Below are 14,580 nucleotides of genomic sequence, written 5' to 3' on the forward strand. Positions count from 1 at the left end.
ACCATGCTGCTGCGCTCGCTGCTGTCCCTGATGTCGCCCGGCGGCTCCCGCGCGCGCCTGTCCATCCTGATCTACCACCGCGTCCTGCCGGCGCCCGACCCACTACTGCCCGGCGATCCACACGCCGATGACTTCCGCTGGCAGATGCGCCTGCTCGCCCGCACCATGAACCCGCTTCCGCTGGAGGAAGCCGTGGACCGCCTGCGGGCCGGCACCCTGCCCGCCCGAGCGGTCAGCGTGACCTTCGATGACGGCTATGCCGACAACGCCGAGGTCGCCCTGCCCATCCTGCGTGAGGAGGGCGTCCCGGCCACCTTCTTCATCGCCACCGGGTATCTCGACGGCGGACGCATGTTCAACGACACCCTGATCGAGACCGTGCGCCACCTGCCGCCGGGACTCATCGATCTGACGCCGGAGGGCCTGGGACAGCGGCAGCTGGACACGATCGCCGACCGGCGGGAGTTGATCCGCGACCTGATCGGCCAGTTCAAGTACCAGCCCGCCGAGGAGCGCACGGCCGGCACCGAGGCACTGGCCGTGCGCTTCGGGCTGGACCTGCCAGACGACCTGATGATGACCCGCGCCCAGGTCCGCGAACTGGCAACGGCGGGCATGGGGATCGGCGGGCACACCGCCACCCACCCGATCTTGACCGAAGTGGATGCCGATACCGCGCGCACCGAGATCCAGCGCGGCAAGACCGATCTGGAAACCCTGCTGGACCGACCCCTGCGCCTGTTCGCCTACCCGAACGGCCGCCCGGACCGCGACTACGCCGCCGAACACATCCAGATCGCGCGCGACTGCGGCTTCGACGCCGCTGTCTCCACCGCCGCGGGTGCCGCACGCACCGATTCCGACCCGTTCCAACTCCCGCGCTTCACGCCCTGGGACCGCACGCCCCTGCGCTTCGGCCTGCGCCTCGCCCGCAACCTCGCCGAACCCCGCGAGCGCCAAGCGGCATGAGCACCCGCGTCCATATCACCGTCGACACCGAGTTCAGCATCGGCGGGGCCTTTGCCGTTCGGGAAAACCGGCGACCGGTCGGCGCTTCGCCCCTCTACTGCGAGCGCCATGAAACTCCGGAAGGTCTTCGCAACCTGATGAGCTCACCTGCGCGGGAGGCCCCTCGCAAAACATACTCAGCCAGGTTTTCCTGCCAGCCCACCGATCGGAAGCGCTTGGCTAACCTCATACCATTCACCTTCTAAACCAAAACCAAAACCAAAACCAAAAAGGTGCGCACTGCGCGGCCTGGAAGTCCACAAACTCTGTGCAATTCGCACGACACTGACGGGAGGGCATCGTGATGCCAATGAAGTATGAGTTGACCAATGTCTGACCGATTACTGGCTTTTCTTGTCCCTCTGGTACATCCAGACGCCGCGCGCTCATGGCCCGAGGTGTGTGCCCGCCTTACCGAAACAGTGAATTGTCTACTCGCTGACCACCCAACGGAGTCCGTCCACGTCTTCGTGGGCGTCAATCGCGGGTCGCCACTCCCGCCGATGCCGAGCGGCGTCTCCGTGCTGGAGCTGGATCTACCGCTCCCAAGCACTTCGATTTACAAGTCCCGCGGACAACACGAAAGTGATCGACTTCGGGCAACCCGCGAAGACAGAGGAAAAAAGCGTCTAGCCGGGCTTCAGGCTGCCAGAGGACGTGGATTCGAGTACGTTATGAACGTCGACGCCGACGACCTCGTTAGCCGGAAACTACTCCACTGGGTAAGAGCGGGGCGCGGTGAGCCCGGCTGGTATATTACCGAAGGATGGCTGTATCGGATGGGCTCCCGGCTGATCCATAAACAATCAAACTTTCACAAGCTCTGTGGATCTTCCCATATTCTACGTACCGAACTTCTTCACTGCCTCTGCTCTCCGGAGGATGCCGATAATCTAGAAAATATACCCCTCTTACTCGGGGAGCACACAAAAACCGCCGACCTTATGGCCTCGTACGGCTACCAGATCACTCCACTACCATACCGGGCCGCCTGCTATCGCGTAGGGCATGCCAACAATGCCTCCCTTCGAAAGCGTCATGTGGAGCTCTGGATGCTTCGCAAAAAACCATCTTTGTTGGTGAGATCGGCCACCAAAACAAGATTTCTAACCCGAAAACTCAGGCGTGAATTTTTAGTAGGCCAATAAAACATGACTCAAAACAAAGACGCCCCCTCATTTGTAGCGAATCGGGTGTCAGCGATGGCAGAGCGCCAAGAGAACAATTGTGGAACCCAAATTCGATTCAAGGCTGAGGCGCAGCTTCGAGAAGTTCACGATTAACCTAATATAAACATGCGCCGCCCACGAGCAGCTTGCTGCACTGACGCTGCGGAACGACTTGCGCCTGTTGCATACCTATCGCCAAAATTCCTTGCGAAAAAAGCTCCTTGCGCTTAGGCCTACGGTAGGCCTGCAACCTCACCGATTCCCGGGAAGACGCGCAGCCTAAACCCACGCTAGAACCGATTGGCCCCTGAGCGGCATGGGCGCAAAGCGAAGAGCCAAGCGCGGGCTACGCCCAATGGGCCTCCCACCACGCGATATCCCTCACCGCGTCAGACCAAGATTTCGACGGGATCCGGGTGACTCAGAAAACGTGTGGGGCTCGCGGTACAACCATAGGCACCCGACTGGAAGACCACGATCAGATCGCCCACATCGGCACGCGCCAGCTCCATCTGCTGGGCCAGTACGTCCAGCGGGGTACACAGCGGGCCGACCACGTTCACCACCTCGCGCTCGTGGCCACGCACGCGGTTGCCCACCACCACCGGATAGTTCTTGCGGATCACCTGGCCGAAGTTGCCGGAGGCCGCCAGGTGGTGATGCAGGCCGCCGTTCGTAACCAGGAAGACCTGACCACGGGATTCCTTGCGGTCCAGCACCTCGGCCACGTAGATGCCGGCCTCGCCGACAAGATACCGACCCAGCTCCAGCATGATCTCCGCGTCCGGCAGCGCATCGCGTACCGCCAGCAGGCGATTCTCCAGGTGTTCCGCGATGGGCCCGAGATCCAGCGGCTGGTCGCCGGGAAAATACGGGATGCCGAAACCGCCGCCGATATTCAGCATCTCGACCGGCCCCGGTGCCGACTCGGCCAGGCGCAGGGCGAGATCGAAGGTATGCCCCTGCGCCTCGACCAGGGTTTCCGGGCGCAGGTTCTGCGAGCCGGAAAAGATGTGAAACCCGCGGAAGTGCAAGCCCAGCTCGCCGATGCGGGCCAGCAGCTCGGGCACACGCTCGGCATCCACGCCGAAGGCCTTGGGCCCGCCGCTCATGCGCATGCCGGAGCTTTTCAGCTCGAAGTCCGGGTTCACCCGGACGGCCACGTGCGCCTGATGCCCGGTGCGCGCCGCGATCACGCCCACCCGCTCCAGCTCGGTGGGCGATTCCAGATTGAGGGTGATACCGGCCGCGATGGCGGCCTCCAGCTCGGGGATCGACTTGCCCGGCCCCGCGAAGCTGATATCCCCGGGGCGGGTCCCGGTATCCAGCGCCACCTGCATTTCCCGCTGCGAGGCCACATCCAGGCCGTCCACCAGACCGGCCATATGCTGCACAACGGCCGGCATCGGGTTGGCCTTGATCGCGTAATGCAGCGACAGACCGTCCGGCAGCCCGGCGCGCAATTGCGCCACCCGCCGGGTCATCGCCTCCCGCGAGTAGGCGTAGAAAGGGGTCTGCCCCACACGTGCGGCCAGATCCACGAGCGACTGGTCGCCGATCTGAAGACAGTCGTCCACCACCACGAACTGGTCCATCGCACTGTGACTGGGGCGGGTATCGTTCATGCCGGAATGCCCTCCCGGAACAGATCACCAAATTCCGCGGCAAGCAGCTTGCGGTCGATCTTGCCGTTGGCATTACGCGGCAGCGGCTCGGCGCGCAGCCCGACATGCGCCGGCAGCATGAAGCCCGGCAGGCCGGGGCGCAGCGCATCGATCAGGGCCTCCGGGCTCAAGTCCGGCTGCTGCGGCAGGGCCACCAGCACGATGGCCTGCCCCAGCGTCGGATGCTCCACCCCGAGCGCGGCGACCTCGGCCACCAGCCCGGAGGCATAGACCGCCTCTTCCACCTCGTTGGGGCTCACACGGTATCCCGAGGTCTTGATCATCTCGTCCCGGCGGCCCACGAAGTACAGGAAGCCATCTTCGTCCATGCGCACGGTGTCGCCGGACCACACCGCGATCTCGGGCAGCGGAGCACCGAACGGCTGGCCCGGCGCCGGGCGGAACCGCTCGGCCGTACGCTCCGGGTCGTTCCAGTAGCCCATGGCGACCAGGGCGCCACGATGCACCAGCTCACCCGGCTCCCCGGGGGCGCAGGGGCTGCCATCCTCGCGGACCACCTGGATCTCCGCATTGGGGATCGCCCGGCCCATGGAGCCGGGGCGACGATCGAGCTCCGTGGGCGGAAGATAGGTGGACCGAAACGCCTCGGTCAGGCCATACATCAAATAGCAGTCGGTTCCGGGCAGTGCGGCTCGCAGGGCCGACAGCGTCTCCTTCGGCATCGCGCCACCGGAGTTGGTGAGATAGCGCAACGTCTCCCGCGCCGCCTCGGGCCATTCCAGACGCGCAAGCTGAATCCAGAGCGGAGGCACGGCCGCCAGCCCCGTGATGCCGTAACGCTCCACCGCCCGAATCACGTCGCGCGGGAGCAGATAGTTCAGCAGAACGGTCTGGGCCCCGGTGCGAAACGCCGTGGTCAACTGGCTCAGGCCATAGTCGAAACTGAACGGCAGTACGGCGAGGAGACGATCCTCGCGCCGGTTCTCCAGATAGGTCGCAACGCTTTGCGCACCCGCCACCATGTTGCGATGCGACAGCACAACCCCCTTGGGGCGCCCGGTACTCCCGGAGGTGTAGAGGATCGCCGCCATGTCGGTATCGATCACCCGGTGCGGGCGTAGACCGTCATGCTCCGGCGCGGCATCCCACATATCCACTCGCACACGTCCGACCTCGGCATCGCCCGAGTCCTGGCTAGGCTCCCGCCCCACAAGCAGCACCGTGTGCAGATCGGGGCAGCCGGCGAGGACCGGACTCAGCGCCGAAAGGCGGTCCGCTGAGGTAACGAGGATGCGCACATTGCAGTCGCGCAGGATATGCGCCACCTGCTCCGCCTTGAGCAACGGGTTCACCGGCACGAAGACGCCACCGGCCCGGGCGGCGCCGAACAGGGCATGCACCGTCTCCGGACGCTTGTCGAGGTAGACCGCCACCCGTTCCTGACGCCCCAGACCGCACCCCAGAAGGCGCGTAGACGCCCGCTCGATACCGGCCGCCAACGTCGCGTAGTCCTCGCCCTCCTCCCGAAAGCGCAGGGCCGGGGCGGCCGCTGCGCTATCGGCTTGCATCCATACGGAATCGTGCACAAGAAAGGACATCTCGGCGCCCGGGGCTATCGGAAACTGACGGCTCGATCATACCCCAGGCACCAGCGGCTTCCGGCCGCAGCCCAGGCGCACCGTTAGTAGCCCGTTCGTCGGCCCGGGGTTACACGGGAGCGGCCGCGTGTAACATGCGACGAAACGGGCCATGAGCCAGCCCCTATCGCCTGAACCAGCCACAGCGGCGCGAGGTTCGAACTGCATGCGTGACTACCTGCTCGCCCTGATCGTCGTCGTGCTCGTGCCCCTGATCGTGCGCTACGCGTGGATCGGCATCCTGGCCTGGTTCTGGGTCGGGCTCTTTGCGCCCCAGTGGCACACCTGGACCTTCATGCGCGGCGCACCCCTAGCCACCTACTTCGGCGGTGCCACCCTGATCGCACTGTTCCTGGCGAAGGACCGGAAGCCGTTCCCGTTCACCCGCGAGACGGTGATGCTGTTCGCTCTTGCGGGCTACTTCGCGATGACCAGCTATTTCGCGGTCAACTCCAGCGGGGCGTGGGACTTCTGGTTCCATTTCATGAAGATCCTTCTGATCACCTTCATCACCCCGCTACTGATCTACGGCGAGCGCCGCATCGTCTGGCTGCTGCTGGTCATTACCGCCTCGCTCGCCTTCTATGGGTTCAAGGGCGGCATCTTCGCCATCCAGACCGGCGGCGCCCACATGGTCCTCGGCCCCACCGGATCGTATCTGTCCGGCAACACCTATATCGGGCTGGCCATGCTGATGATCCTGCCGCTGATCCTCGTATCCGCCCGGATGTTCCATCAGCGCTGGTCGGCCAACCTTGGCTTCGAGTTCCTCAGTCGCTTCTCGCGCCCGATCGGGTGGTTCCTCTACGGCGTCTTCTGGCTGACCGTCATCGCCATCCTCGCGACCCACTCGCGCGGTGCATTCGTCAGCCTAATAGCGATCGTGCCCCTGTTGTTCTGGCACATGCACAAGAAATGGCTGATGGCGCTTGTCGGATTCTTCCTGGTCGCGGTCGTCGGCGTGACTGCACCGGAGCCCCTCGTCGAGCGCTGGCAGACCATCGAGACCTACGAGGAAGACCAGTCTGCCATGCAGCGAATCCAGTCGTGGGGCGTAGCTTGGAACATGGCCATGGATCGCCCACTCACCGGGATGGGCTTTAGAAATACCGCACTGGGTTATGACTGGTGGATCTCCTACGCGAACTTTGAAGGCGGGTGGCGACACGTCCTATCCCCTCATAGCGTTTATTTCGGCATCCTGGGCCAGCACGGCTTTGGTGGGCTGGCCGTGTTTCTCTTGCTAGTTGGATTTACCTTTTCCACGTTGAACCGCGTGCGCAAAACAGCTCATGGGCGTACGGGGCAAGTCTGGCTGTCCGAGTACGCATGGGCGTTGCAGATCGGCCTGGTCGGGTATCTGGTGGCCGGGGCATTCCTAGACGTGGCCTATTTCAACCTGCTGTATGCATTTATCGCTCTCGCGGTGATCATGCGGCGAGAGCTTGAAAGTGTCCCGCTGACGGCTCAGACGGCCACGACCACCGTAAGTACCGCCAGGTCAGCGCCTTCCGAACCGCAAGCAAAACCGGCGCTCCCCGCTGAGCCCACACCAGGCCCACAAGACACCGTCATGTCCGGCTCACTGATGAGCAACCCCGGTCGCAATGCACCCTCCACTCGATGAACTCGATGTGGGGACCGAACCGCCATCCTCCGGGTGCACTTGCACCGCCTTTGACGTCCCCATGCTGGATGCCACGCTGCGGCAGCTGACCAGCGCCCTGCGCGATCACATCAGCCCCGGCATTGGGCTGTGGGACCCCGAGGACCGGGCATCCACCCCCAAGGACCATTACGGTCAAACCGCCGCGGCGCTCGCCTTGACCCTCCTGGAAGGTGACGACTCGGCGGCCGCGCGTCACGCGCTGGAGGCCTGGCGATCGCTTGCCCCGGCGGAACGTGGACACGCGCCTTTCAACCGATTTCTGCTGAACCTTCTGGTCGAACATCGAGCCAGCAGAACTGGCAACCAGCACAACTCGGCTCCCGTTCGCGCGCGCGGCAGCGAGTGCCTCCTCGCGCGAAGGTATCCCTCGAATAACTGGACATTGCTGGCACGCCTTTGCGAACTCCAGGAAGCACGCGGAAGCCACAGGACGCGCGTTGCGCGCCGACTACTGCATCTTCTGAACGACTGGTCCTACCCTGACGGCGCCTTTATCGACTACCCCGCGCGTCCGGACCGTGCCAGAGCCGGCGCCACCCCAGCCGCCTACCATCACAAGGCACTATTCGTGGCCGTGGCGGCTGCGGAATACGATACGGCGAACGACTGGCAGCCAACCGTGAAACGCCTGCTGCAGTGGAGCCTGCAAGCTTGGGATGGTCACGGTCATGTTGGCGGTCTCGGCCGCAGCAGCCACGCCCTGTTCGGCGATGCCTGCCTGGTGGCCAGCCTGATACTGCTGGGCGCAAACCAGGCGCAGGCGCGCGGCACGCCTGCCGACCGGATGTTACTGGGCATTCTGCAACGCTGGCAGAAGCAGGCCCTACCGGATGGTTTTATCGCATTGAACCCAGCCGACCGGGATGCACCTGGAACAGGCTGGGACAACTACATGCACCTTTCGGTCTACAACGCTTGGGCGGCCGCAATCGTCGCCTGGGCGAGAGACCGATCCGCACGCGCGGACCGCACCGCTCTCCCCATCGACCTGCGACCCATTGGGCCGACCACGACGGACGAGCCCCAGGCAGCGCAGTTTCGTGTGGGCAATCCCAGCGCGGCCTTCGCCCTAGTGTCTGGTCGCGGCCAGCCCCCCCAGGCCTTCAGCCGAAGCGAGGTAGAACTGCGCTACGCCGGGGGCATACCGCTACATGTCACCTGGCAAGGTCGCCCGTTGTGTCCGGCACCCATACGGACCTCCAGGCACGCGCTGGTGGCCAACGCGGCATTGGCAGGGTGGACACCAATATTCGAAACGGAGGGCACGCTGTTCGGTCTGACCGATTTCGACTGGAGCGAGATCGAGCGCAGCAAACAAACCGTCCGGATCCGCCTCTCGGGCCAACCCCGAGGCCTGTTGTGCCCCACCGCGAGCGGCCTGGGCCCACGCGCGCTGGCCGCGCTGGACTGGCGCCTCTTGGGCGGCGCGCTGGGCCGCAAGGCCGCGCTACACCGCCCGAAGCTTGTGCACGTCACGGGGCACCTAGAATGGATCATCCACCTGGAACGGCCGCGCATCGAACAACGCCTGACCCTAGAGAATCGCGGTGGCCAAGTCGTGCGGTACCTGAATCCCGGCGGCCACGCGGTCACCAGCACGGCAGCTTCCGAATCCTATTTTCTGGCGGGGTCTGAACTTGCCAAACAGCGGCAAAGGTCCGTTACCGATGCCTGGCTCGCGACACCGCTGCCATCCGCTACTGCAGGCGCCATCGGTCGCAGCCTGCCCTCAATGGAACTACCCCGTGGTCGTTACCACGCGGAGCTCATCGTTAACTGGACGAATCTTCAAGCCCCTTGCGAATCGCGCTAACCCGGCCCTTAGCGGCTCTTTCGCGCCCTACGGGCGCCCCCCCGGTTCGTCAGGAGATCCGCAGTCAGCCGAAGGACATTCGGCCCCACCAGCAGCGCACCTACAGGATCATTACGAAACGTCTTCGCCACCACCGACCAGTCCAGCGGCTTGCGATGCCGAACTTGATGCAACACACCGGCTAGGAAACCTCGCCGCGACTTGCCAAGCTGACCGCGCACAAACGCTCTTTGCCTGGCATTAAGCGGAATCTCGTCCAGAATCATGTGCGCCAACGTGACGTAATTGGCCATCAACCCAAGGTAGCCCTCGGTGTTCCAGCCAGACTTGTCGAAGATGTTTACCCCTTCGCCCTCTTCCGCGTACACCCTCGGCGAGAAGGCAACGTGAGGCCTGTTTTGACCTAGTCGCAGCTTGAACAGGCGATCTTCGCCCTGGATCAGGTTTTCTGGGAAACGTACGTCCGGAAATCGATCCACACGATAGGCCATTGTATTCGGACCAATGACATTACTGCGCCGGACCACAAGATCGAAAAAATCCCCGACGAACTCATAGAGATCGTATTCCGACTGTATCTGTCGGTGTTGGCCGAGCTGTATGTTTTCGGCATCCGATCGCCCCCAATGGAACCGGGTACCCGGAACCCTTCCCCTCTGACTATCGCCAATAAAGAGGTCGTAGCCCTGTTCCAGTGCGCGGACCGCATCCTGCAGAAACGACCCCGTCCACTGATCATCCGAGTCTAGAAAGGTCACAAAGGGCGTATCTCCCACGTGGTCCAGCCCAGTATTGCGCGCTGCAGCGGGCCCGGCATTTTCCTGCGGGATAATGCGGACCGTATAGCCATCCTGCAGATCGCCGATCTCCTCCGTTGCAGGAAGCGGTGACCCATCATCCACCACCAAGATTCGCACGGAAACCCGACCCCGTGTATCCAGAACCGACTGCACACACTGCCGCAGCAGCCCGGGCTCCCGCTGGAAGTACGGTACAATGATTGCAATTTCTGATTCGTGGACTGACACGCTTTATCCCCCGGAGCGGGCGCGCCCATGTGCCGGACGGCGGCCCTGCTGCGCAGTCCCGCGGACAACATGGCAAGGCGTCCAAAAGCATTCTGCTGGAGAGCTCAATGTATCTCTACCGCTACCGCAAGCGGCCAAACTTCGGCGACGAGCTGAATGACTATCTCTGGCCCCGGTTTATCCAGGCACCAATGGAAATTGAGCCCGGTTCCGACGATGTCCTGGTCGGGATCGGCACGCTACTAAACGAACGCCTACCGGCTCTCGGCAGATTGCACATCCTTGGTACGGGCTATGGCTATGGCCGTTTGCCAACGCCGGATGCGATGCGCCGCGCAAAGGTCCACTTTGTACGCGGTCCGCTGACCGCCAAAGCGCTGGGTATCAACCCCGCTCTGGCCATATCGGACCCCGGCATCCTACTGCACCGCACCGAAGACATCGACCGCAAGAAAGATATCGACTGCGCTTTCATGCCGCATCACAGTATGCACTCCGACCGTATGACATCGCTATGCGAAAAGGCCGGAGTGCATTTCGTCGATCCTGAGGCCCCCTGCGAGACCGTTATCGACCAGATTGGCCGGTCGCGCAGACTGATCTGCTCTGCCATGCATGGCGCCATCACGGCGGAGGCCCTGCGTGTGCCCTGGATGCCCGTCATCACAAATCACGAGATCCTCGAGAACAAGTGGCATGACTGGGCTATGAGCATGCAAACTGACATCCATTTCCGGAAGTTACCGACGATCTGGGGGCACACCCAACCTTCGCTGCGCGGTCGGTTAGCTTCAAGACTCAAGGCGTCAGCCTTCTCGCGAATGCTCGCCAGAATGGCAACAAGCGCTCATTTTCAACTCGGTCCGGACGCAATTCTTGAGGAGCGTCTCCGCCATATCGAAGAAAAACTTGAAGCTTTCAACTCACACTATTCAGACTAGACTGCGCCAACCACAACTCGGAAGGGAAAACGATCAGGGGGTGACGAACCTCTCCTCAAAGCCCCTGGACCTCTCCCACAGCCTGCTCCAGCACCAAGCCTCTTAACAGCGGGTGTAAATACCAAAGCTTGCCCGGGTGCCTGACCACCGCCGACCGCGCCAACAACGCCGAAAAGCGCGTTGTCCTTACCAGACTCGACCGCATAAACCCGGGGTTCCTAGCCAGATACACTAACGTCTCGCGTGCCGCCTTGCGGTAATACCGATCCAACTCGCGCCGTCCCGGCGCAGTCGTGCTTCGACCTTCATAGGGTACTTCCGCATAGTCCGGGTAGCTGCGACGAATCGTCTCGTCATGCAGGCCTTGGCTAGCGTAGGCTGGCTCCAGACTCATCAGGAAGTCGAACAGATCATGGTCGAGATAAGGGCAGAAGACCGTCGCCACGTCACGCAAGATGCCGAAAGGGACTAGCCCGATGTTGCGCCGGGTGCGATTCCAAAACACGAAAGATAAAAACGGGTTCGATGTGGTGCGATGCTTTTCCAATTCTCTTGCTAACCGATCAACCGCCAATGATCGGGAAATACGTTTCGTGAACTCGGATGGCAAACATGCATGAATAAAATCCTCATTACCCGATTCACCCAGAAGCTCATTAGCGAGTTGGGACGTCTGGCCGGAGAGGAGCAATTCTTGTTTCGCTTGACTCTGCGCATGAGCTGCCGACAGCACATCACCCGCAATTCCGTCGTATATACATTGCGTTCCGCGAGACTCAAAGTAGCCTGCAAGCGCATTCAACCAAGTGTGCCCGCTCGCGCAGAACTCGGTAAGCTCAATATCCTGAAGCGTGGCCTCAAAATAGGACGACGGATACTCAACTTCGTCGTGCTGTTGACCAGCGGCTTGCGCAAGCTGCCGTGCGATCATTCGATCCTCACCAGCGATCGGAGGATAGCCTTGTACCGTGACAGTTCGACGAGGCGAGCGCCCTTGATCCAGCAGCTCAAGAAAGATATGCCTTGAGTCCCGCCCCCCACTCAGCGCGAGGTCAAACCCTTCAGCTGGGGGGGGTCTGCGACTGATTGCCTGCGCGAACAGGTGTGCGTATTGGTCGACTGCCTCGTCAAAATCTCTCACTTTCACAGGGGCGCCGGATGCTCCAAAACAACGGGATTCCAAGGAACTCTTCGCATCCGACCAGACAAGCCGAACGCCCGGGGGCAGCACTTGTACGTGTTCGAAGGGTGTGTCGTTCCCCAGGAAGATCCCCATCCGTTGAAATACCGCCAATGCCGCGAAATCGAGTGTCTTCGGGAAGGAGCCATCCAGCACATGCCGGATTGATGGAGAAATCCGTATCTCGCCCCCCCACATGCTGTAGAACAGCGGGTACATGCCGTACCGATCGTTTTCCACGACCAACGTTTTTCCGTCCCACTCCCAGCGGCCGAAGATCCCATCCAATTCTCGCCCGTGACCGAGATCGACTTCATGCCCTAGCCGAACCCGTTCAGTCCCCTCGACGCGAACGCCCGAAGGCGTCCTCCGGGCAGCAAAAAATGGCAACGGGCTAGGTGCTTTAGGTAGATATTGCAACCGGCGCTCCTGAGTCTATCTGCTAGACAAGTCTACTTTTGAGGCCTTTGGACCAACGCCACAACCGGTTGCGCAGCAGGACGCCCCCATCGACAGCTGTCCCAACAGCCACTGGGATCTTCCGTGCGACCTTCGGGCCTGCGGACCACCTTTCGAAGGACTCCCTTATCTCGCCGGATAAAAGCTTTACCCACCGATCCCGCGTATTCTCTCGGCTACCGACCCTGGTCAGACGGCGGCGGCCCTCAGCGATAGCATCCTTTCCTACCCTTGGTTGGTGAGACAGAACCGCCAGCAGGCTCTCCAACTCTCCCACATCCGAGGCAACGAAGTGGTCCTGTCCGGCCACACCTATTTGCTGGTAGGCGGAATCCGCACCGCCAATAAAGACACAACCGGCGAGCCAGGCATTAATGAGTTTTGTTGGCGGTTTGTTGTCGTAGGCCTTGTTGCCGAAGCTTCTGATACCAACGGCTACATCTACATCTCTATAATCGTTCCATTCGGATGGGGCGCGAATCGAAAACTTCATGCCATGCCGGCGACAGACTTCCCGCCACCACCGCTGGTCCCCCTCCAAATTCCGAGCCAATCCAAAAAACACGACGTTGGAAAAATGCTTTCGTTCCGGGTCGCGTCTCAGCAAACCAGGCTGAGGCCAGTGCGGCACCCAAAACGCCCGCCTTCCCGCCTGTCTCTGATTCTGAACGACGAAACGGTTGGACCAGCGTGCCCTCAGTTGGTCCGCATCCACACTGACTCGGAAGCAGTCAGCGGAACGCGGCAATGAGCGGAGATCGGCGGCAAGCCCCACGTTTATCGAATCCGGGCGAAGCGTGCCGCCAATGGTCACTTCCAGGCCGGCGTCTCGCATCAACAATGCCGTCTGTGCAATCCACGCCCAGCCGCTGTTGGTGAAGCGCTCATACTCGGCATCGATCAATCGACCCGCATCGTTGCCAGATGCCGCGTAAAAAAACTCCGAAATCTCCTCTCCGGCTATAAAGTGATAGCGCATCTTGTGTTCCTAGACGTCTGGCTCGTTTGGGCGATATCAAGACTGCGCGAACACGCGCAGATTACAGAGAACCGGCCGACCCAAAGGCCATAAACGTCGCCCTTAAGCGCGCGGCTGCCGAAAGTCTTTAAGGAAATCTGTGACATCGAGACCCCTGCATACCTCCTGCAGGTCATAATTGAAGGACAAATCCTTACTGAGGTCCCGTCGAACATCATTGGGTGACTGCGCCACATAACGTGGATTTCCAATGCGCGTGCAGTGCCCCTCATCTAATGGCTTTGCTTTTATCGGCACCACATCGCCCCTATGGCGCTCGTGCCATATGAGAATACCCACACCGTGATCCATCATGTAACGCGCGCGCGCGGCGCGTTCTTCCTCCGATGGGCAGTTGGGGTGATGTGCCGGACGGCGCCACCAGCCACACCCCTTCTGGTATTGGTCATAACTGGCCTGGCGTGTCGTACACCCGAGGAGCTCCCAATACCGGCCCCGAAAACCGGCCCAACGCCGATACCATCGTGTCCTGAGATCCACAGCCGCAGTCTGGCCGGGCTTTAACTGGTCGAAGCGGGTTGCCATCTTGGTCAGCAACGGCATTCGGACAATCAGATCCGAATGCCAGAAAGCGAGGCGATCATCTACGAACAGAAATGCCAGCTCCAACGGGAACATCATCGACATCGAGGGCAATTGCAGCTTCTCGTTGAAGTCAATCAAGACGCCGCCCTTGATCACCGGTGGGGGCCCGACCCGGGGGTCGAAGCCGACCACTGGAGTCCAGCCCAGGTGCGCGGCCATCCGTTGTTGAACAAGACACCAGTCAGCATCCACGTTCCAACACAGCCACGGCCGTTCAACTCCCCGCAAAGCAGGCGACCATCGCTCCTCCGCATCGACCAGGGCAACGTGGAGTTCCTCCCTCGTAAGAGCCGCCCAGCTGCCTCTTCCTGCAGCCAAACGTCGCTGAGTGTCGTCTTTGAACAGGCTCTTGGCGAGACCAGTGGCCGGTTCTGCATTCATGTAACGATCCATGGTTTAACGGTACAGCCAAGGCGACTCTCGGCGG

The 14,580-nt window shown here is 61.7% G+C and carries 10 protein-coding genes; 4 read left to right on the plus strand and 6 right to left on the minus strand.

The window, feature by feature from the left end; translation table 11 throughout:
- The first annotated feature begins 3 nt into the window (after positions 1 to 3).
- Entirely contained in the window at positions 4 to 969 is a 966-nt protein-coding gene (locus D103_RS0109770; protein ID WP_026280336.1) for a polysaccharide deacetylase family protein, read from the plus strand.
- Positions 970 to 2,566: 1,597 nt separating this feature from the next.
- Here D103_RS0109770 and D103_RS0109775 read toward each other — a convergent pair.
- Positions 2,567 to 3,802 carry a pyridoxal-dependent decarboxylase, exosortase A system-associated gene (locus D103_RS0109775; RefSeq protein WP_018876673.1) on the minus strand — a complete coding sequence of 412 codons (1,236 nt, stop codon included), beginning with the start codon at positions 3,800 to 3,802 and terminating at the stop codon, positions 2,567 to 2,569.
- The gene (locus D103_RS0109780; protein ID WP_018876674.1) at positions 3,799 to 5,370 is read right to left on the minus strand and encodes an acyl-CoA ligase (AMP-forming), exosortase A system-associated; all 1,572 of its coding nucleotides are present in this window, start codon (positions 5,368 to 5,370) and stop codon (positions 3,799 to 3,801) included. Before D103_RS0109780 ends, D103_RS0109775 begins: the two co-directional genes overlap by 4 nt.
- 235 nt (positions 5,371 to 5,605) lie before the next feature.
- Here D103_RS0109780 and D103_RS0109785 point away from each other — a divergent pair, with 235 nt between their 5' ends.
- Positions 5,606 to 7,066: a putative O-glycosylation ligase, exosortase A system-associated gene (locus tag D103_RS0109785; RefSeq protein ID WP_018876675.1), complete on the plus strand. Its 1,461-nt coding sequence runs from the start codon at positions 5,606 to 5,608 to the stop codon at positions 7,064 to 7,066.
- 61 nt (positions 7,067 to 7,127) lie between these two features.
- A complete protein-coding gene (locus D103_RS0109790; protein ID WP_051074672.1) occupies positions 7,128 to 8,921 on the plus strand; it encodes a hypothetical protein in 1,794 nt (597 codons plus the stop codon).
- 8 nt (positions 8,922 to 8,929) lie between these two features.
- On the opposite strand, the gene D103_RS0109795 is transcribed toward D103_RS0109790, so the two are convergent.
- The gene (locus D103_RS0109795; protein WP_026280337.1) at positions 8,930 to 9,949 is read right to left on the minus strand and encodes a glycosyltransferase family 2 protein; all 1,020 of its coding nucleotides are present in this window, start codon (positions 9,947 to 9,949) and stop codon (positions 8,930 to 8,932) included.
- Between D103_RS0109795 and D103_RS0109800 the strand changes: the two genes are divergently transcribed.
- Entirely contained in the window at positions 9,922 to 10,890 is a 969-nt protein-coding gene (locus D103_RS0109800) for a polysaccharide pyruvyl transferase family protein (RefSeq protein WP_369772235.1), read from the plus strand. The genes D103_RS0109795 and D103_RS0109800 overlap by 28 nt on opposite strands.
- Positions 10,891 to 10,945: 55 nt before the next feature.
- On the opposite strand, the gene D103_RS13475 is transcribed toward D103_RS0109800, so the two are convergent.
- From D103_RS13475 to D103_RS13480, 3 genes are all read right to left on the minus strand, one after another.
- On the minus strand, positions 10,946 to 12,358 hold the full coding sequence (locus D103_RS13475) for an asparagine synthase-related protein (protein ID WP_231366604.1): 1,413 nt from the start codon (positions 12,356 to 12,358) through the stop codon (positions 10,946 to 10,948).
- A 154-nt stretch (positions 12,359 to 12,512) separates the two neighbouring features.
- Entirely contained in the window at positions 12,513 to 13,508 is a 996-nt protein-coding gene (locus tag D103_RS14060; RefSeq protein WP_081618398.1) for a hypothetical protein, read from the minus strand.
- 102 nt (positions 13,509 to 13,610) lie between these two features.
- The gene (locus D103_RS13480) at positions 13,611 to 14,534 is read right to left on the minus strand and encodes a hypothetical protein (protein ID WP_026280338.1); all 924 of its coding nucleotides are present in this window, start codon (positions 14,532 to 14,534) and stop codon (positions 13,611 to 13,613) included.
- Between the last annotated feature and the right edge of the window lie 46 nt (positions 14,535 to 14,580).

The sequence above is a fragment of the Thioalkalivibrio sp. ALE31 genome (assembly GCF_000377405.1).
Lineage (GTDB): Bacteria > Pseudomonadota > Gammaproteobacteria > Ectothiorhodospirales > Ectothiorhodospiraceae > Thioalkalivibrio.

Coding starts and splice junctions, on each gene's coding strand:
- D103_RS0109770 (WP_026280336.1), top strand. CDS start 4: ATGCTGCTGCGCTCGCTGCTGTCCCTGATGTCGCCCGGCGGCTCCCGC.
- D103_RS0109775 (WP_018876673.1), bottom strand. CDS start 3,802: ATGAACGATACCCGCCCCAGTCACAGTGCGATGGACCAGTTCGTGGTG.
- D103_RS0109780 (WP_018876674.1), bottom strand. CDS start 5,370: ATGCAAGCCGATAGCGCAGCGGCCGCCCCGGCCCTGCGCTTTCGGGAG.
- D103_RS0109785 (WP_018876675.1), top strand. CDS start 5,606: ATGCGTGACTACCTGCTCGCCCTGATCGTCGTCGTGCTCGTGCCCCTG.
- D103_RS0109790 (WP_051074672.1), top strand. CDS start 7,128: ATGCTGGATGCCACGCTGCGGCAGCTGACCAGCGCCCTGCGCGATCAC.
- D103_RS14060 (WP_081618398.1), bottom strand. CDS start 13,508: ATGCGCTATCACTTTATAGCCGGAGAGGAGATTTCGGAGTTTTTTTAC.
- D103_RS13480 (WP_026280338.1), bottom strand. CDS start 14,534: ATGAATGCAGAACCGGCCACTGGTCTCGCCAAGAGCCTGTTCAAAGAC.